Raw genomic sequence first — 18,318 nt, forward strand, 5'->3', positions numbered from 1 at the left:
GGTCAGACCACCAACCGGTACCCCATGCCCGACTCCGTGAGCAGGTGCACCGGGGCGCTGGGCTCGGACTCGAGCTTCTTGCGCAGCTGCGACATGTAGAGGCGCAGGTAGCCGGAGTCCGAGACCTGCTCGCTGCCCCAGATCTCCTTCAGCAGGTCCTGCCGGGTGACGAGGGCTCCGGGATGCCGGGCGAGGTGCTCGAGCATGCGCCACTCGGTCGGCGTCAGGTGCACGCGCGATCCGGCGCGCGTGACGGTCTTGGTCGCGAGATCGACCACGACGTCGCCGAACCCGACGGTCGACTCCCCTCCGGCAGGCGCGGACCGTCGAGACAGCGCGCGCAGCCGGGCGAGCAGCTCGTCGACCTGGAACGGCTTGGTGACGAAGTCGTCTGCCCCGGCATCCAGAGCCTCGACCTTGTCGGCCGAACCGGTGCGGCCCGAGACCACGATGATCGGCACGTTCGTCCATCCGCGCAGCGCCTGGATCACCTCGATGCCGTCGAGCCGCGGCATCCCGAGGTCGAGCATGATCAGATCGGGGTGCGTCTGGGCGGCGGCGGCCACGGCCGCGGCACCGTCCGAGGCGACGACCACCTCGTATCCGTGCGCGGCGAGCGTGATCCGAAGCGCTCGCACCATCTGCGGGTCGTCGTCGGCGATGAGGAGCTTCACTCCGTCTCCTCCTGCATGAGATCGGGGTCCCCCGCCAGCGGCAGGGAGATGACCATGGTGAGTCCACCGCCGGGGGTGTCCTCGGGTGTCAGAGTACCGCCCATGCCCTCGGCGAAGCCGCGCGACAGAGCGAGCCCGAGACCGAGTCCGGTGGTGTTGTCGGTGTCGCCCAGGCGCTGGAACGGCTGGAAGATCTGGTCGCGCTTCTCGGCGGGGACTCCGGCCCCCCGGTCGATCACGCGGATCTCGGCGCGCTCGCCGAGGGCGCTGGTCGACACGATGACGCGCGTATCCGGCGGGGAATGCCGGTGCGCGTTGGCGACGACGTTCACGAGCACGCGCTGCAGCAGCACCGGGTCGGCGGACACGGCGGGCAGGGCGGCGTCGAGCGCCAACTCGACATCGGACGGCCCGAGTCCGAGCTCGTCGACCGCGGCGAGAACGGGCCCTGCGACATCGAGGCGCATGGTCGACACGGCCAGCACCCCGGCCTGCACGCGGCTGACGTCGAGCAGGTCGGTCACGAGCGACGACAGCGTCGCGAGGCTCTCGTCGGCGGTCGCGAGAAGCTCCTCACGATCGGATGCCGACAGCGCGTGCGCCCCGCGCAGCCCGCCGATCGCGGCGACGGCCGAGGCGAGCGGACGACGCAGGTCGTGGCTCACCGCCGAGAGCAGGGCGGTGCGCACCTGGTCGGTCTCGGCGAGTGCCACGACTTCGCGCGCGGTGGCGCGCAGGTCGGTGTGCTCGATCGCGGCGGCCAGCTGCGCGACGATCGCGTCGAGCAGTCGGCGAGCCGGGGTGTCGAGGGGTTCGCCGTGCAGCTCGAGCATCCCGAGCGAGCCGTCGGCGCCGACGGGCACGCGGGTGGCGCGGCCGTCGGCCACGGGTTCTCCGTCGCTCGCGAGCACGTCGCCGTCGGGGGCGAGCAGGCGCACCCCGCTGAGGCCGAACGCCTCGCGCGTGCGACTCACGAGCGCGAGCACGGCGTTGTCTCCGCGCAGCACGTTGCCGGCCACGGCGGCGAGCAGTTCGGCCTCGGCGGCGGCGCGCTGGGCGGTGCGGGCGCGTCGTGCGGCCTGGTCGACGATGATGCTCACGAGCACGGCGATGATCACATACAGCGCCAGGGCGATCACGTGCAGCGGATGCGCGATCGTGATGGTGAAGATCGGGGCGACGAAGAGGAAGTCCAGGGTGATGCCCGACAGCACGGCCGCGAAGACCGCCGGCCGCACCCCGCCCACGAGCGCCACGATCACGACCAGCAGCTGGAAGGCCAGCACCTCGACCGTGATCGACTCGGGGCTGCGGAACGCGAACATCGCCCACGACAGCAGCGGACCGAAGACCAGTGCGACGGCGAAGCCGAGCAGCTGCCGCCGCCAGCCGAGCGCGCCCCCGGTGATGCGGGGCAGAGCCACGCGTCCGCCCGCGGCGGCGTGCGTGACGATGTGCACATCGATGTCGCCTGAGCGGCGGATGACCTCCGAGCCGATGCCGGGGCCGGTCAGGGCGGCGGCCAGTCGACCACGACGGCTCACGCCGATCACGAGCTGCGTCGCGTCGGCCCCCTGCGCGAACTCGACGAGAGTGCCCGGGATGTCGTCGCCGATGATCTGGTGGAAGCTGCCCCCGAGCGATTCGACGAGCGTGCGCTGAGCGGCCAGCGCCCCCGGCGTCTCGTCGCGCAGACCGTCCTGCGCGGCGATGTGCACCGCGAGCAGCTCGCCGCCGGCCGACCGGGCAGCGATCCTGGCCCCGCGACGCAGCAGGGTCTCGCCCTCGGGCCCGCCGGTGAGCGCGACGACCACCCGCTCACGTGCCTGCCAGGTGCCCTCGATGCCGTGGTCGGCGCGGTAGCTGCGCAGCGCGCTGTCGACCTCGTCGGCCAGCCAGAGCAGGGCGAGCTCGCGCAGCGCGGTGAGGTTGCCGAGGCGGAAGTAATTCGACAGGGCGGCGTCGATCCGTTCGGCGGGATAGACGAGGCCCGCCGAGAGGCGGTCGCGCAGCGACTGGGGGGCGAGGTCGACGACCTCGATCTCGTCGGCCGCGCGCACCACGGCATCCGGAATGGTCTCCTGCTGGGCGATGCCGGTGATCTTCTCGACCACCGCGTTCAGCGAGTCGATGTGCTGCACGTTGAGGGTCGTGACGACGTCGATGCCGGCGGCCAGCAGCGCCTCGACGTCCTGCCAGCGCTTGGAATTCTGGGACCCGGGGGTGTTCGTGTGGGCGAGCTCGTCGACGAGCGCGATCTCGGGGCGGCGCTGCAGCACCGCATCCAGATCCATCTCGCTCAGCGGCACCCCCCGGTGCTGGTCGACGCGCCTCGGCACCTCGGGGATGCCGATGGTCTGGGCCGCCGTCGCCGCCCGCTCGTGCGTCTCGACGATCGCGATCACCACGTCGCGACCCTCGTTCAGCAGCCGCTTGCCTTCGGCGAGCATCTCGAACGTCTTGCCGACGCCGGGGGCGGCGCCGAGCAGCACGCGCAGCCGGCCGCGCTTGCCGTGGCGCTCTGCCGTCATTCGCCCTCCCGCTCATCGAGCGCGAGATTGAGTTCTGCGACGTTGATGCGCTCGTCGCCGAGGAATCCCAGATCCCGCCCTTGAATCCTAGACTCCACGAGGTCGTGCACCTCCTGCTCGGTGAGGCCGCGCGCCTCCGCGACGCGCGGCACCTGCAGCAGGGCGTAGGCGACGCTGATGTGCGGGTCGAGTCCGGAGCCGGATGCCGTCACGGCGTCGGCCGGCACGGCATCCGGGCTCACGCCCTCGCGCTCGGCGATCGCGGCCTTGCGTTCCTCGATGGCCGCGACGAGATCGGCGTTCTCCGGGCCGAGGTTGCTGCCGCTCGAACCGCGGCCGTCGTAGCCGTCGCCGGCGGCCGAGGGGCGCGACTGGAAGTACTCGGGCAGCGCCTCGCCGTCGGAGTCCGTGAAGGACTGGCCGATCAGCGCGCTGCCCTTGTCGTCGGGCAGGGGCGAGCCGTTCGCCGCGAAGGGCAGCAGCAGTTGTCCGATGCCGGTGACGACGAGCGTGTAGCCGACGCCGAGCACGAGGGTGAGCACGAGCATCGCGCGGACGGCGACACCGGCGGTGCGGACCGCGGTGCGTGAGGAGGACATGGGAGGCCTTTCGAGAGTCTGTCGGTGAGCGCGGAGTCGAACCGCGGTCAGAAGCCGGGGATGAGGGTGATGACGAGGTCGATGAGCTTGATGCCGATGAACGGCGCGATCACGCCGCCCAGACCGTAGACGAGCAGGTTGCGCTGCAGGATCTGCGAGGCGCTCGCCGGCCGGTACTTCACCCCGCGCAGCGCGAGGGGGATGAGGAACACGATCACGATGGCGTTGAAGATGATCGCGCTGGTCACGGCGGATGCCGGCGAGTGCAGCTGCATGATGTTGAGCGCCGCGAGCCCGGGGAAGACGCCCATGAACATCGCGGGGATGATGGCGAAGTACTTCGCGATGTCGTTCGCGAGCGAGAACGTCGTGAGCGCTCCGCGGGTGATGAGCAGCTGCTTGCCGATGCGCACGATGTCGATGAGCTTGGTCGGGTCGGAGTCGAGGTCGACCATGTTGCCGGCCTCCTTCGCGGCCGAGGTGCCCGTGTTCATCGCGACGCCGACGTCGGCCTGGGCGAGAGCCGGGGCGTCGTTCGTGCCGTCGCCGGTCATCGCGACCAGGCGGCCGCCCTCCTGCTCGCGCTTGATCAGCTCGAGCTTCTGCTCGGGGGTCGCCTCGGCGAGGAAGTCGTCGACCCCCGCCTCCTTCGCGATCGCCGCGGCGGTCAGCGGGTTGTCGCCCGTGATCATGACGGTGCGGATGCCCATGCTGCGCAGCTCCTCGAACCGCTCGCGCAGACCGTCCTTGACGATGTCCTTCAGGTGCACGATGCCGAGGATCCGGTCGGCGCCCGCGGACTTCACGGCGACCACCAGCGGGGTCCCGCCGCTCGACGCGACGCGGTCGGTGAGCGCGGTCAGCTCGTCATCCGTGTCGAGCCCCATCCACGCGCTGACCGCCGAGCCTGCGCCCTTGCGGATCTGCGTGCCGTCGGCCAGGTCGAGTCCCGACATGCGCGTCTGCGCGGTGAAGGGCACGATGACCGCATCCGCCGGCTCCTCGACGCGGATGCCGTGCACCGTCGCCAGCTCGACGATCGACGCGCCCTCGGGGGTGGGGTCGGCGAGAGACGAGAGAGCGGCGATGCGCAGCAGCTCGTCGGCGTCGACACCCGGCAGGGGGAGCACCTCGTGGGCACGGCGGTTTCCGTAGGTGATGGTGCCGGTCTTGTCGAGCAGAAGGGTCGTCACGTCACCCGCGGCCTCGACGGCGCGACCCGACATGGCCAGCACGTTGCGCTGCACGAGACGGTCCATGCCGGCGATGCCGATGGCCGAGAGCAGCGCGCCGATCGTCGTCGGGATCAGGCAGACGAGCAGGGCGATCAGCACCGGGATGCTGACGGGCGAGGCCGCGTACGACGCGATCGGGTTGAGGGCGAGAACCACGACGACGAAGACGATCGACAGGCTCGCGAGCAGGATGTTGAGCGCGATCTCGTTCGGTGTGCGCTGGCGGCTGGCGCCCTCGACGAGCGCGATCATGCGGTCGACGAAGGTCTCGCCGGGCTTCGAGGTGATGCGCACGACGATGCGGTCGGACAGCACGCGCGTGCCGCCGGTGACGGCGCTGCGGTCGCCGCCCGATTCGCGGATGACGGGGGCGCTCTCGCCCGTGATCGCCGACTCGTCGACGGTCGCGATGCCCGCGACGATGTCGCCGTCACCGGGGATCAGCTCGCCCGCTGTGACGATCACGACGTCGTCGCGCTGCAGCTCGGCCGACGAGACCTCGATCGTCTCCGCGCGCTCGGCCGCGACATCGGCTGCCGCGTCGTACCGTGCGACCTTGCGGGCCATCGTGCTGGTGCGGGTCTTGCGCAGGCTCGCGGCCTGGGCCTTTCCGCGGCCCTCGGCCACCGACTCGGCGACGTTCGCGAACAGCACGGTCAGCCACAGCCAGATCGCGATGCCCCACGTGAACGGCGCGGGAACCGGGGTTCCTCCCGAGTCGGCGGGACCGCCGAGGAACGGCTCGGCGATCGCGAGCACGGTCGTGAACGCGGCGCCGACCCAGACGAGCAGCATCACGGGGTTGCGCACGAGAGATGCGGGGTTGAGCTTGCGCAGCGCGCCGGGCAGCGCCTGGGTCAGCTGCGCCCAGCCGAACGAGCGCGGCGGTTCGGTGATGGCAGGAGCGGATGCCGACGCATCCTGCTCTTCCGGTTCCCCGGTCGTTGACCGAGCGGAGCGAGACGAAACGTGGGAAGTCATGTCAGACGAGTCCTTCAGCGAGGGGTCCCAGTGCGAGCACGGGGAAGTAGGTGAGTGCCGTGATGATGACCGCGACGGCCGAGAGCAGGCCGACGAACTGCGGTCGGTGCGTGGGCAGGGTTCCGGTCGTCTCCGGCACGCGCTGCTGCGCGGCGAAGGATCCGGCCAGAGCCAGCACGAGCACGATCGGGATGAACCGGCCGAGCAGCATCGCGATGCCGAGCGCCGTGTTGAACCACGGGGTGTTCGCCGTGAGGCCGGCGAAGGCCGAGCCGTTGTTGTTCGAGGCCGAGGTGAAGGCATAGAGCACCTCGCTCATGCCGTGCACGCCGGGGTTCAGGATGCTGGTCGCCTCGACGTCGGCGCGGATGCCGGGCACGGCGAAGCTCAGCGCCGTGCCGATCAGCACGAGCGTCGGCGTCACGAGGATGTACAGGCTCGCGAGCTTGATCTCCTTCGGGCCGATGCGCTTGCCGAGGTACTCGGGCGTGCGGCCGACGAGCAGTCCGCCGACGAACACCGCGATGACGGCGAGCACGAGCATGCCGTAGAGGCCCGAGCCGACGCCGCCGGGGGCGACCTCGCCGAGCATCATGTTGAGCATCGGCATCATGCCGCCGAGCGCCGTGTACGAGTCGTGCATCGAGTTGACGGCGCCGGTCGAGGTCAGAGTGCTGGCGCTGCCGAACAGGGTCGAGCCGAGGATGCCGAAGCGCACCTCCTTGCCCTCCATCGCGGCGCCGGCGAGCTCGGGGGCGCTGCCGCGGCCGGCGAGTTCGAAGGCCGAGAGCGCGAACGTCGAGACGAGGAAGATCGTGCCCATCACGGCGGCGATCGCGTAGCCCTGGCGGTTGTCGCCGATCATGCGGCCGAACGTGCGGGGGAGCGCGAACGGGATCACGAGGATCAGCAGGATCTGCAGCAGATTGGTCCAGCCGGTCGGGTTCTCGAACGGATGCGCGGAGTTGGCGTTGAAGAAGCCGCCGCCGTTCGTGCCGAGCAGCTTGATCGCCTCCTGCGAGGCCACCGGTCCGCCGGGGATGCTCTGCGTCCCGCCCGAGACCGTTGTCACATCGGTGAAGCCGGCGAAGTTCTGCACCACGCCGCCCGCGATCAGGGCGATGGCCCCGATCAGCGCGATCGGCAGCAGGATGCGTCCGAGTCCGCGGATCAGGTCGACCCAGAAGTTGCCGATCGTGGTCGATCCGCGCCGGGCGAGTCCGCGGATCAGCGCCACCGCGACGGCCATGCCGACCGCGGCCGAGACGAAGTTCTGCACCGTGAGGCCGGCGAGTTGCGCGGTGTAGCCCATCGTCTGCTCGGGCGAGTACGACTGCCAGTTGGTGTTCGCGACGAACGAGGCGGCGGTGTTGAACGCCAGGCCCTCGGGAACGGCGGGCAGCCCGAGCGATTCAGGCAGGAACGCCTGCAGACGCTGCAGCCCGTAGACGAGCAGCAGGCCGACCACCGAGAACGCCAGCACACCGCGTGCGTAGGCACGCCAGGTCTGCTCGGACGAGGGGTTCACGCCGATCAGGCGGTAGATGCCGCGCTCGACCTTCAGGTCGCGGGGCGTGGAGTAGACGTGGGCCATGTAATCGCCGACCGGACGGTACAGCAGCACGATGGCGACGATGAGGACGGCGGCCTGCAGGATGCCCAGCCAGATGTCGGCGCCCATCAGAACTTCTCCGGGGCGACGAGGGCCACCACGAGGTAGACGACGGCGGCCACGGCCAGGGCGGCGGCGATGATCTCGAAGACGATCACAGTCGTTCCACCCCCGCAGCGATCGAGGAGACGAGGGCGAACAGCGCGAGAGTCAGCGCGATGTAGATGATGTCGAGCACGAGACTCGATACAACTCCCGTGCGGGCCCCGGCATGACGATCCTCATGCTTTGCCTACGGCGATATATGGGATGCATGCGGGATGCTCACGGTCGCGCGGCGACCGGCGTCGAACCGCGACGCCACGTGCGGATCTACACTCAGCGAGTGGGTACGACGCGCCGGCGAGTGGGAGCGGGGACGATCATCGTCCTCGCGCTGGTCGCGGCCGCCGCGGTCTGCCTCGTCACAGGACTCCTGCCCCGCGCGGATGCGGGGGATCTGGGTGCGCGCATCGCCCCGGTGCTCGGGTTCGTCGTCGCGATCACGGTCGTGGCCGAGCTCGCCCGAGACGCCGCGGTGTTCGACGTCGTCGCCCAGCGCCTGGCGCGGTGGGGACGCGGCAGGGTCGTCCTGCTGTGGGCGTCGGTCGTGCTGCTCGCGGTCGTCAGCACCGTGTTCCTCTCGCTCGACACCACAGCGGTGATCGTGACCCCGGTCGTGGTCGTGCTGGCGCAGAGCGTCGGACTCCCGCCGCTGCCGTTCGCACTCGTCACGGTGTGGCTCGCGAACACGGCGTCGCTCGCGCTTCCCGTGTCGAACCTCACGAACCTGCTCGCGGCGCGCGCCATCGGCGACGATCCGTTCTCGTTCCTGGCCCTGAGCTGGGCGCCGACGCTCGTCGGCGTGCTCGTGCCGGTCGCGATCCTCACGGTCGTCCATCGCCGCACGCTGTTCGGCGCCTACACGCGGCCCGTCGGCGCCGCGGCATCCGACCGCGTCCTGTTCTGGGGGGCGGCCGGCATCCTGCTCGTGCTCATGCCCCTGCTCGCGCTGACCCACGAGGTGTGGATTCCCGCGACGATCGCCGCCGTGCTGCTCGCCGGGCTCTTCGCCGTGCGGCGACGTCATGTGCTGCGGCCGTCTCTCGTGCCCTGGCAGGCGATCGGTCTCGCGACCGCGCTGTTCGTGCTCGTCGAGACCGCGCATGCGAACGGGCTGCTCGCCTTCCTCTCGTCGCTGCAGACCGACGGCCACGGACTCGGAGAGCTCCTGCGGCTCGCGGCGGTGGGCGCGCTCGCCGCGAACGGCATCAACAACCTGCCCGCGTATCTGGTGCTCGAACCCGCGGCAGGCGATCCCGTCGCGCTGATGGCGCTGCTGATCGGCGTGAACCTCGGCCCGCTCATCACGCCGTGGGCCTCGCTCGCGACGCTTCTGTGGCACCACAGGGTGGTGTCGCTGGGGGTCGAGATCCGCTGGTCGCGGCTGATGCTGTGGGGAGCGATCGTGGCGGTGCCGACCGTCGCGATCGCGACGCTGGCCCTGGCTCTCGTCGCGGGCTGAACCGAGCGGAGGACCGGCGCGGCGAGGCTGCCACGCCGAAGAAAGGGAAAGGGCAGCGACTCAGGTCAAGGGGATCTGGGGAAATCCGGGCGCTGAAAGGGGAGTTGCGCCGTCTGTGAGCCGCTGCCCCGCAGTCCGACGCTACGCACACCCGCGAGAATCCGCTGAAACTTCAGTGCCTGATGTGTGGTGCAGCGATGTATCGGCGGCATACAGTGTGCCAGTGGACGATGTCAGCTCTCCTCTGCCGATCCGGCCGCGGCAGCTCATCCGCGACCAGGTGTTCGCCACGCTCGCCGAGGAGATCATCACCGGGGTGCGTCCTCCCCTCGAAGAGATCCGCGACCAGGATCTCCAGGCCGAATACGGCATCTCCCGCACCCCCATCCGCGAGGCCCTGAACCGCCTCGCCGACCTCGGGCTGATCGAGGTCAGCACGAACCGCTTCACCCGTGTCGCACCGGTCGACCTGAACGCGCAGGCCGACCGGGTCGAGACCGCGGTCGCGATGATCGGCTACTGCGCCGTGAAGGTCGTGCCGACCTACACCGACGAGCAGGTCGCGGCGATGGACGCGCACATCACCGGCATCCTCGCCACCGACCTCGCCTGGACCACGAATCGTGAGGGACTCGCGCTCTGGTATGCGCTGTGGGCCGAGCTGGTGCTGAGCGCGCACAACCAGACGATGGTCGACATCCTCGACGGACGCCTCGCGATGCACCTGACGAGGACCGTGCCGAATCAACCCGTCGCCGACGACCTCGCGGCCTACATGCGCGCGGCACTCGAACAGCTGCGTGCCCTGCTGCGCGACCGCGACGGCGACGGATCACGCGCTCTGATCGAGCAGCTCTTCGTACGATCGACGATCGAGCCCCTCAGGGCCGCCGCCGCGGAGGAATGACGATGCCCGACGAGCGCATCGACCGGCTGCTCTCCACCCGACTGCTGGGAGGGTCGGGCGCCGCGGCACCGCTCGTCAGCTCCCGATCGGATGCGGTCGTCGACTCCCTCGCGCGATCCATCGAGACCGGAGACCTCAGGCCGGGCGACTCGCTCTCGGTGACGGCTCTCGCGCAGCGTCTCGATGTCGCTGCGGCGACCGTGCGGTCGGCCCTCAGCGCACTCGATGCCATGCACCTGGTCGAGCATCGACCCAACCGTGCCTCGGTCGTGGTGACTCCGACGAGCGCCTGGTTCGTCGCGGTCGCCGCGGAGTGCTCGGGCCTGTCGATCGCCGCCGCCGACCTCGGCATCATCGCCGCGACGGAGGCGCAGATCGAGAGCTTCGCGGCGCGGGCGGACGAGGTCGCGGCGCTCTGGTCGGAGGAGGGGCAGGATCAGGTCGTCGGGGCCGAGGGGCTCTGGGGCCTCCTGCACATGCTCGCCGAGTTCTCGCGCAACCCCTACCTCGCCGCCCTGCACGCCTCGAAGCGCACGGCGCTGGTGTTCGGCATCCGCTCGCTGAGCCGCTCGCGCAATCCGGCGATGCTGAGGTCCGCCGTCGACGCACTCGTCATGGCGGCCCGCGATCGCGACCGCCACGAGGCCGTCGACATCGTGCGCGACCTGTTCATCTTCGTGATCGACGGGGTCACCGAGCTCTGAGCCGGTGGGCGGCGTCGGTGCTCAGCCGCGCCACTCCTCCGCGAGGATGCCGTAGTTCATGCCGTCGAGCCACTCGCCCGATCGGTGCAGCGCGGTCTTGCGGCTGAACTCCTCACGCCTCATGCCGAGTCTCTCCATGAGGCGCCACGAGGGCTCGTTGTCGGCGAAGCATCCGGCGTGCACGCGGCGCAGCCCCAGCGGCCCGACGCACACGTCGATGACCGCACGGATCGCCTCGGTCGCGTAGCCGCGCCCGGTGTAGCCCGGGTCGAGCACCCAGCCCAGCTCCGCCTCCACGCCCTTCGCCTCCTCGGCCACCTCGAGCTGCGCCCACCCGTCGCCGATCCTGATCATGACGTCGCCGATGGGGGTCGGGTCACCGTTCTCGCCCAGGAGCTCGACGATGTGCATCGCGGAGAGGCGGTCGGGGTCGAGGTAACGCTCGCGGAACGCCTCGATCGTCGTCGGCGCGAGCCCGAGCCACCGATTCACCTCGGGGAGCCGCCGCCACTCCCACATCGCGTCGATGTCTGTCGGGGTCATCGGCCTGATCTGCAAGCGCTCCGTGCGGATGGGCCAGACATCAGTGTGCGGCGGGGTGGTCATCGCACCAGCCTATTCATCCGTTCGCGCGGCGCCCTGAGGGAGAGGCGCGACCGCCGACTCACGCCTGCCACCGTCGCATCTCGGCCGCGAGCGCGGGGTTCGTCTCGGTGAAGCGGGCGGTGATGCTCTCGCGGATCTCGGGCGGCTTGTTCTGGCTCAGCTTGGCGCGGGCGTCGAACCGGTCGACGCGCATCCGCAGCCCCACCGTGCCCTTCGCGGCGCGACGTGTGCCCGCCTCGTCCTCCGAGAGGCTGCGGCCGTGCGGGGTGCCGCTCTCGAAATGATCGGTGAGGCGCGCGAGCATCGCGTAGTTCTCCTCCTCACTGAGGATCTCCGGCGTGCCGTACAGGTGCGCCGTGACGTGGTTCCACGTGGGCACGAGCTCGCCCGGTGCATAGAGGCTCGGCGACACGTAGTCGTGCGGTCCCTGGATGATCACCAGCACCTCATGGCGGCCGAGCTCGTGCAGCTGCTCGTCGGGGCGGCCGAAATGGCTGGCGATGACGATGCCGTCTTCGTCGTCGAGCAGGAGGGCCGGGTAGTGCGAGGCCACCAGCCCCGTGCTCGTGTGCGACACGAACGTCGCCCACGGGTTGCCTCGGATGAGGCGCGCGACCTCGAGCGGATCGGTCATCAGGTAGCGGGGTGTATGGCGCATCAGGACTCCTCTGAGGGGTGGCGGGGCGACGGGGCGGAACGGTGCGCGCGGGCACTCGACGATCGCGCGCCCACGGCGAGCGCGGCGCACACGATCACGGTGAGCCCGCCGAGCAGCGTCGACCATCCGATGGACTCGTGCAGCAGCAGGGCGGCCCATGCGATGCCCAGGACGGGTTGGACGAGCTGGATCTGGCTGACCTGCGCCATCGGTCCGATGGCCAGTCCGCGATACCAGGCGAAGAAGGCGACGAACATGCTGACGACCGCCAGGTATGCGAACGCCAGCCATTCGACGGATGTGGCGGTGGGAGGCGCGTCGACCGCGGCGACGATCGCGAGGATGCTCATGGCGGGGGCCGCCAGCACCAGCGCCCAGGACACGGTCTGCCACGAGCCGAGTTCCCTGGCCAGAAGGCCACCCTCGGCATAGCCGATCGCCGCGGCCAGCACGGCCCCGAACAGCAGCAGGTCTGACCAGTGCAGGTCGCCGATGCCCCCGTTCTGCATGGACGCGAACAGCACGGCAGCGCCGGCCCCGGTGCCCGCGAAGGCCCAGAACGCGACGGGAGGCCGTTCCCGTGTGCGCACGACCACGAGCACTGCGGTCGCGGCCGGCAGCAGCCCGATCACGACGGCACCGTGACTGGCGGGCGCGGTCGTCATCGCGAACGAGGTGAGCAGGGGGAAACCCGCCACCACGCCGGCCGCGACGACGGCCAGCCGCCCCCACTGGGCCCTCGTGGGCGGATGCTGGCGCGTGGCCGCGAGCACGAGCGCGGCGAGCACCGCGGCCACGACGGCTCGGGCGGAGCCGATGAACAGTGGCGAGAGGCCGCCGACCGCGATGCGGGTGAGGGGGAGGGTGAACGAGAATCCCAGCACGCCGAGCAGACCCCACCCCCACCCGGCCCGGGGGGATAGCGCTGCCGACGTGCGGACGATAACGCTACTATCTGTACTCATGGGTCACGATAGCAGTGAGCGCATCGTCCAGGGCGTTCGGGCCTGGATCTCCACCGCAGCTCCCGGCGCACGGGTGCCGTCGAATCGTGCCCTCATGGCCGAGTACGGCGCGAGCCCGGTCACCGTGCAGAAGGCGATGTCACGGCTGGTGCGCCTCGGCCTGGTCGAGTCCCGACCCGGTGCGGGGACGTTCGTGCGCGCGCAGCGTGCGCCGAGGGTCGCCGACTACGGATGGCAGACGTCGGCCCTCGGCGCCCCGCCCGCGAGGCTCGCCGGGCTCACCTCGACGCAGCGCACGATCGCCCCCGACGCGATCGGCATGCATTCGGGGTATCCCGCGGTCGACCTGCTTCCCGAGCGGCTCGTCCGCCAGGCGATCACCCGCGCGGCCCGGACGTCGTCTGCGCTGACCCGCTCGCCGGCCGCCGGGCTACCCGAACTGCAGGCCTGGTTCGCGGCCGAGCTCGCGGCATCCGCCCCCGCAGACGTCACTCCCGCGTCCGCCCGCGATGCCCTCGTGATCGCAGGCAGCCAGAGTGGTCTGAGCTCGATCTTCCGGGCCGTCGTGGGGGCAGGCCAGCCGCTGCTGATCGAGTCTCCCACCTACTGGGGTGCTCTGCTCGCGGCGGAGCAGGCGGGCGTCGTGCTGGTGCCGATCCCGTCGGGACCGCACGGGCCCGACCCGGACGCCGTCGAGCGGGCGTTCGCCGAGACGGGCGCTCGCGCGTTCTACGCCCAGCCCACGTTCGCGAATCCGACGGGCGCCCGCTGGCCCGCGGCGACGGGACCCGCGGTGCTCGAGAGCGTGCGCCGTCATGGCGCCTTCCTCATCGAGGACGACTGGGCGCATGACCTCGCCATCGACGGCGAGTCCCGACCTCTGGCGGCGAGTGACGACGACGGTCACGTGGTCTACCTGCGCTCGTTGACGAAGAGCGTGTCGCCCGCGCTGCGGATCGCGGCCGTGATCGCCCGAGGACCGGCCCGCGAGCGCATCCTGGCGGACCGCGGCGCCGAGTCGATGTATGTGAGCGGACTGCTGCAGGCAGCCGCGCTCGACGTGGTCACCCAGCCCGCCTGGGCGACCCACCTGCGCGGGTTCCGCGAGCAGCTGCGGGCCCGCCGCGACCTGCTGCTGTCGAGCCTCGCCGAGCATGCGCCGGCGGCGGCTGTCGAGACGGTGCCTGCGGGCGGACTCAACCTGTGGGCACGGCTTCCCGACGGGACCGACGTCGATGCGGTCGTCCGGCGATGCGAGTCCCGCGGGCTGGTCATCTCACCGGGCGCCGAGTGGTTTCCCGCGGAGCCCTCGGGAGAGTATGTGCGCCTCAACTACGCGAACGCCGACCCGTCGCGATTCGCCGAGGCGGCCGGCATCCTCGGCGCCGTGCTCGCAGCATCCTGACGCCGGGCCCGCCCGGCCGGGTCGACCGCTCAGCTCTCGGGCGGACCCTCGGGACGGTGCGCACGGCGCCCGCTCACGACGACGGGTCGACCGGCGCGCTCCTGGCCGGGCAGAGGACGCGAGCGGCGACCGTAGATCAGCTCCGACGAGTCGAGCAGCCACGGCACGAGCGTGATCGACACCCCGTGCACGAGCATGAGCTGGTTGGCGAGGCGGCGGGCGCGGCGGTTGTGCAGGAACGTCTCCCACCAGTGCCCCACGATGTACTGCGGCAGATAGACGGTGACGACCGACGAACCGTGCTTCTCGCGATACTGCGTGATGAACTGCGTCACCGGCTGCGCGAACGACCGGTACGGCGACTCGACGATCACGAGCGGTATCGGCACGAGATGATCGGCCCAGTCCCGCTGCAGCTGGGCGGCGTCGTCGGATGCCACGGCGACGTGCACGGCGAGCGTCTTGCCGTGCTTGGCGGCGATCGCGTAGTCGATCGCCTTCACGACCGGCTTCTGCAGTCGGTTGACGAGCACGATCGCGAGGTCCCCCGTCGCGCCGAACTTGGTGGTGTCGTCGATCGCGATCTCGTGCTCGACGTCACGGTAGTAGCGCTTGACGCCCATCATCAGGAATGCCAGCACGGGGATCGCGAAGAACACCAGGTACGCGCCGTGGGTGAACTTCGTGATCGTCACGATCAGCAGCACGGTGACCGTCATCGCGGCACCGACCGAGTTGATGATCAGGCCCATCTTCGCCGAGCGGCGGTCGGATGCCGAGGCGCCGTCGATGCCCGAGCCGGCGGTCTTCTCGACGGGGCCGCGCAGCACACGCCGCCAGTGCCGCACCATGCCGATCTGGCCCAGTGAGAACGACACGAAGACGCCGATGATGTAGAGCTGGATCAGCGTCGTCAGGCGAGCCTGGAACACGACCAGCACCGCGATCGCGGCGATGCCGAGCACGATCATGCCGTTCGAGAACACGAGCCGGTCGCCGCGGGTGTTGAGCGACTTCGGTGCGTAGCCGTCGCGCGCCAGCACCGACCCGAGCAGCGGGAAGCCGTTGAAGGCGGTGTTCGCAGCGAGCAGCAGCACGCAGGCCGTCGCCGCCTGGATGATGAAGAACAGGATGCTGCCGCCGCCGAACGTGGCCGAGGCGATCTGCGCCATGAGGCTCGGCTGCGGGTTCGAGCAGTCGAAGCCGATCAGGTCGCACGGGTTCTCGGCGTAGTGCACGCCCGAGATCAGAGCGAGCGCGGTGAGCCCGGCGAACAGACAGGCCGCGATCGAGCCCATGAGCACGAGAGTGGTCTGCGCGTTGCGCACCTTCGGCGTGCGGAACGCCGGTACGCCGTTCGACACGGCCTCGACACCCGTGAGGGCGGAGCATCCGCTCGAGAACGCGCGCAGGATCAGGAGGATGACCGCGGCCTGGCCGAGGTCCTCGGAGTGCACGGCGAACTCGGCGCTCGATGCGACAGGGGCGTCGCCCAGGAACGTGCGGATGAGGCCCGTCACGATCATGAAGCCGACCGAGCCGATGAACAGGTAGGTCGGGATCGCGAACACCAACGACGCCTCGCGCACGCCTCGCAGGTTCACGATGATGATGAGGATCACGAAGCCGACCGCGAGCTCGACGCGCAGCGGGTCGAGTCCCGGCACGGCCGAGATGATGTTGTCGACGCCGGATGCCACCGACACCGCCACCGTCAGCACATAGTCGACGAGCAGCGCGGCCGCCACGATGACGCCGGGGATCTCGCCGAGGTTCTTCGACGCGACCTCGTAGTCGCCGCCGCCCGAGGGGTAGGCCTTGATGAGCTGGCGGTAGCTGAGCACGACCACGATCAGCAGCACCACGACGGCGATCGCGACCAGCGGCGTGAACGACAGGAACGTGAGCCCGCCGATCAGCAGGATCATCACGAGCTCCTGCGGCGCGTACGCGACCGAGCTCAGAGCATCCGACGCGAAGATCGGCAGCGCCATCTTCTTCGGGAGCAGCTGATCGTCGACCTGTTCGCTGGTCAGCGGGTCACCGATGAGGATGCGCTTGGCGCGAGGAGGAGCATCCGTGTTCGCGCGGGTTTCTTCTGACACGTCGGGCGACTCTACGCCCGCTGAACGGTTCCCTCACACGATCCTTACGGAATCCCTACGGGCGCACGACGCGCCCATACGGAATCCTCACGCGCCCGGGAGGTCGCGTCGGGGTCGGTCCCGGGTGGGTCAGTCCTGGTGGGGGCGCGGCATGTACCACTCGGTGAACTCGGTCGCCCGCCCCTCGGCATCGAGCCGGACGATCCAGAGATTGAGGTAGTCGCGCTCGGCCGGGTACTTCGTGCGCCCCTCGATCGCGACGAAGTCGGCGTCTTCGCGGACGATCCACCAGTCGAACGTCCAGGTGCCGGGTTCATCGAGATCCTCGAGCCATCCGGCGACGATGTCCGCCCGGCCGACACGCGGCTCGGAATCGGGGTTGGTCAGATACTTCGCCTCGTCGCTGAACAGCGCCGCGATCTGCTGCGGGTCGTTCGACTTCCACGCCTCGACGTACGCGGCGGTCCACTTCTCTCCGGGGGTCGTCATACGCTCCGTTCTAGACCGGGCCTCCGACATCGTCAAGGCGCTCGACTCTCATCGACGATCCACAGCCACTTCCGATCACGGACGGATAACGTCGAAGACATGACGTCCCTCCAGGTCACCGACGACGCGATCCAGCAGACTCGGGAGCTCCGCGACGAGTTCCAGCGCTTCCTGCGCGAGTACGAGTTCGGCATGCGCGAGGTCGAGACCAAGATCTCGATCCTCCGCGACGAGTTCACCCATCACCACGCGTACAACCCGATCGAGCACGTGAAGAGCCGGCTCAAGACTCCCGACAGCATCGTCGAGAAGATCGCCCGCAAGGGCATCGTCGAGCCGGACTTCGAGCGCATCCGCGGCGAGATCACCGACATCGCGGGTGTGCGGGTGACGTGCAGCTTCGTCGCCGACGTCTACCGACTGTTCGACCTGCTCACCGCGCAGGACGATGTGACCGTGGTGACCGTCAAGGACTACATCGCGAACCCGAAGGACAACGGCTACAAGAGCCTGCACGCGATCATCGAGGTGCCGGTGTTCCTGTCGACCGGCGCGCTGTCGGTGCCGGTCGAGGTGCAGTTCCGCACGATCGCGATGGATTTCTGGGCCAGCCTCGAGCACAAGATCTACTACAAGTTCTCGAACCAGGTGCCCTCGCATCTCGTCGAGAGTCTGACGGATGCCGCCGAGGCGGCCGCCGAGCTCGACAGCCGCATGGAGCGACTGCACCGGGAGGCCCACGGAGTGCCGCAGCGCCAGCTCGCGCCCCCGCCGCCCCCGCACATCGTGCAGGTCTGACCTGACCCGCCCGCCTCGTCGGGGGCGGTGTTGCGCGCGGCATCCGCACCCTGGCACCATCAGGAGGTGGTCAGTACAGCGGAATCCCGGTCTCTCGACGCCGGTCAGGCGGTCGATCTCGACGAACTCGCGGGCCTCGACCGCGGGCGGCAGCGCTGCGAATGCGACCACGGCGACGACGAGGCCTACGCGCCGTGCGGGCGCAGGGCCAAGTGGCGGGTGAGCATCGACTGCGAGTGCGGCGAGAACCACCCCCGTACCGTCGAGATCCTCTGCTCGCGATGCCTGCGCACCCTGCGCCAGACCCAGGACCAGGATTCGATCACCGCGCGACCCCTCTGATCACGCCCTGCTGACCGGGCGTCTCCGACCCGGTCCGGTCGATCCGACTCCATCCGTTCCCGGCTCCGCTCCGAACAACTCCCGACCACAGTGACGCCGGACCACAGCCGACTCCGGAACAGCGCCGCGGCGAACGAGGAGCA

The 18,318-nt window shown here is 70.0% G+C and carries 17 protein-coding genes; 6 read left to right on the forward strand and 11 right to left on the reverse strand.

All coding sequences use genetic code 11. From position 1 onward, the window contains the following. Nucleotides 1–2 precede the first annotated feature (2 nt). From HWD99_RS14380 to HWD99_RS14405, 6 genes are read right to left on the reverse strand one after another with little or no spacing between them, the layout of a single operon-like run. On the reverse strand, nt 3–674 hold the full coding sequence (locus HWD99_RS14380) for a response regulator (RefSeq protein WP_308220737.1): 672 nt from the start codon (nt 672–674) through the stop codon (nt 3–5). Then, nucleotides 671–3,205, reverse strand: a complete 2,535-nt coding sequence (locus HWD99_RS14385) for an ATP-binding protein (protein WP_241796876.1) — start codon at nt 3,203–3,205, stop codon at nt 671–673. Before HWD99_RS14385 ends, HWD99_RS14380 begins: the two co-directional genes overlap by 4 nt. After that, the gene (gene kdpC, locus HWD99_RS14390; RefSeq protein ID WP_241796877.1) at nt 3,202–3,804 is read right to left on the reverse strand and encodes a potassium-transporting ATPase subunit KdpC; all 603 of its coding nucleotides are present in this window, start codon (nt 3,802–3,804) and stop codon (nt 3,202–3,204) included. Before kdpC ends, HWD99_RS14385 begins: the two co-directional genes overlap by 4 nt. A 47-nt stretch (nt 3,805–3,851) precedes the next feature. After that, on the reverse strand, nt 3,852–6,020 hold the full coding sequence (gene kdpB, locus HWD99_RS14395; RefSeq protein ID WP_241796878.1) for a potassium-transporting ATPase subunit KdpB: 2,169 nt from the start codon (nt 6,018–6,020) through the stop codon (nt 3,852–3,854). Nucleotide 6,021: 1 nt separating this feature from the next. Beyond that, nucleotides 6,022–7,701 (reverse strand): potassium-transporting ATPase subunit KdpA, encoded by a 1,680-nt coding sequence (gene kdpA / locus HWD99_RS14400; protein ID WP_241796879.1) that lies wholly within the window; start codon nt 7,699–7,701, stop codon nt 6,022–6,024. Further along, nucleotides 7,701–7,790 (reverse strand): potassium-transporting ATPase subunit F, encoded by a 90-nt coding sequence (locus tag HWD99_RS14405; protein ID WP_056276367.1) that lies wholly within the window; start codon nt 7,788–7,790, stop codon nt 7,701–7,703. Before HWD99_RS14405 ends, kdpA begins: the two co-directional genes overlap by 1 nt. A 227-nt stretch (nt 7,791–8,017) precedes the next feature. Between HWD99_RS14405 and HWD99_RS14410 the strand changes: the two genes are divergently transcribed. The 3 genes from HWD99_RS14410 to HWD99_RS14420 all read left to right on the forward strand — a co-directional run bounded on the left by HWD99_RS14410 (nt 8,018) and on the right by HWD99_RS14420 (nt 10,807). Then, entirely contained in the window at nt 8,018–9,196 is a 1,179-nt protein-coding gene (locus HWD99_RS14410; RefSeq protein WP_241796880.1) for an SLC13 family permease, read from the forward strand. Nucleotides 9,197–9,419: 223 nt separating this feature from the next. Beyond that, the gene (locus HWD99_RS14415; protein WP_241796881.1) at nt 9,420–10,103 is read left to right on the forward strand and encodes a GntR family transcriptional regulator; all 684 of its coding nucleotides are present in this window, start codon (nt 9,420–9,422) and stop codon (nt 10,101–10,103) included. 2 nt (nt 10,104–10,105) lie between these two features. Further along, on the forward strand, nt 10,106–10,807 hold the full coding sequence (locus tag HWD99_RS14420) for a GntR family transcriptional regulator (RefSeq protein WP_241796882.1): 702 nt from the start codon (nt 10,106–10,108) through the stop codon (nt 10,805–10,807). A 21-nt stretch (nt 10,808–10,828) separates the two neighbouring features. Here the strand turns inward: HWD99_RS14420 and HWD99_RS14425 are convergent, their stop codons facing one another. The 3 genes from HWD99_RS14425 to HWD99_RS14435 are packed head-to-tail and all read right to left on the reverse strand — an operon-like array spanning nt 10,829 to nt 13,036. Then, entirely contained in the window at nt 10,829–11,413 is a 585-nt protein-coding gene (locus HWD99_RS14425; protein WP_241796883.1) for a GNAT family N-acetyltransferase, read from the reverse strand. Nucleotides 11,414–11,471: 58 nt separating this feature from the next. Continuing rightward, nucleotides 11,472–12,071, reverse strand: coding sequence for an FMN-binding negative transcriptional regulator (locus tag HWD99_RS14430; protein WP_241796884.1), 600 nt, complete (start codon nt 12,069–12,071; stop codon nt 11,472–11,474). Next, nucleotides 12,071–13,036: a DMT family transporter gene (locus HWD99_RS14435; RefSeq protein ID WP_241796885.1), complete on the reverse strand. Its 966-nt coding sequence runs from the start codon at nt 13,034–13,036 to the stop codon at nt 12,071–12,073. The genes HWD99_RS14430 and HWD99_RS14435 overlap by 1 nt, the downstream gene beginning before the upstream one ends. On the opposite strand from HWD99_RS14435, the gene HWD99_RS14440 reads away from it, so the two are divergent. Then, entirely contained in the window at nt 13,035–14,441 is a 1,407-nt protein-coding gene (locus tag HWD99_RS14440) for a PLP-dependent aminotransferase family protein (protein WP_241796886.1), read from the forward strand. The two genes, HWD99_RS14435 and HWD99_RS14440, sit on opposite strands and share 2 nt — an antisense overlap. A gap of 29 nt (nt 14,442–14,470) precedes the next feature. Here the strand turns inward: HWD99_RS14440 and HWD99_RS14445 are convergent, their stop codons facing one another. Next, nucleotides 14,471–16,546, reverse strand: coding sequence for an APC family permease (locus HWD99_RS14445; protein WP_241796887.1), 2,076 nt, complete (start codon nt 16,544–16,546; stop codon nt 14,471–14,473). 129 nt (nt 16,547–16,675) lie between these two features. Further along, complete coding sequence (locus HWD99_RS14450; RefSeq protein WP_241796888.1) at nt 16,676–17,035, reverse strand: nuclear transport factor 2 family protein; 360 nt, start codon at nt 17,033–17,035, stop codon at nt 16,676–16,678. Between the two features lie 99 nt (nt 17,036–17,134). Here HWD99_RS14450 and HWD99_RS14455 point away from each other — a divergent pair, with 99 nt between their 5' ends. After that, on the forward strand, nt 17,135–17,833 hold the full coding sequence (locus tag HWD99_RS14455) for a GTP pyrophosphokinase family protein (RefSeq protein ID WP_241796889.1): 699 nt from the start codon (nt 17,135–17,137) through the stop codon (nt 17,831–17,833). Between the two features lie 66 nt (nt 17,834–17,899). Beyond that, nucleotides 17,900–18,175, forward strand: a complete 276-nt coding sequence (locus HWD99_RS14460; RefSeq protein WP_241796890.1) for a hypothetical protein — start codon at nt 17,900–17,902, stop codon at nt 18,173–18,175. Nucleotides 18,176–18,318 lie beyond the last annotated feature (143 nt).

Source organism: Microbacterium sp. C5A9 (genome assembly GCF_022627955.1).
Taxonomy (GTDB): Bacteria; Actinomycetota; Actinomycetes; order Actinomycetales; family Microbacteriaceae; genus Microbacterium.

Coding starts and splice junctions, on each gene's coding strand:
- HWD99_RS14450 (WP_241796888.1), bottom strand. CDS start 17,035: ATGACGACCCCCGGAGAGAAGTGGACCGCCGCGTACGTCGAGGCGTGG.
- kdpC (WP_241796877.1), bottom strand. CDS start 3,804: ATGTCCTCCTCACGCACCGCGGTCCGCACCGCCGGTGTCGCCGTCCGC.
- HWD99_RS14455 (WP_241796889.1), top strand. CDS start 17,135: ATGACGTCCCTCCAGGTCACCGACGACGCGATCCAGCAGACTCGGGAG.
- HWD99_RS14430 (WP_241796884.1), bottom strand. CDS start 12,071: ATGCGCCATACACCCCGCTACCTGATGACCGATCCGCTCGAGGTCGCG.
- HWD99_RS14425 (WP_241796883.1), bottom strand. CDS start 11,413: ATGACCACCCCGCCGCACACTGATGTCTGGCCCATCCGCACGGAGCGC.
- HWD99_RS14435 (WP_241796885.1), bottom strand. CDS start 13,036: ATGAGTACAGATAGTAGCGTTATCGTCCGCACGTCGGCAGCGCTATCC.
- kdpA (WP_241796879.1), bottom strand. CDS start 7,701: ATGGGCGCCGACATCTGGCTGGGCATCCTGCAGGCCGCCGTCCTCATC.
- HWD99_RS14440 (WP_241796886.1), top strand. CDS start 13,035: ATGGGTCACGATAGCAGTGAGCGCATCGTCCAGGGCGTTCGGGCCTGG.
- HWD99_RS14385 (WP_241796876.1), bottom strand. CDS start 3,205: ATGACGGCAGAGCGCCACGGCAAGCGCGGCCGGCTGCGCGTGCTGCTC.
- HWD99_RS14420 (WP_241796882.1), top strand. CDS start 10,106: ATGCCCGACGAGCGCATCGACCGGCTGCTCTCCACCCGACTGCTGGGA.
- kdpB (WP_241796878.1), bottom strand. CDS start 6,020: ATGACTTCCCACGTTTCGTCTCGCTCCGCTCGGTCAACGACCGGGGAA.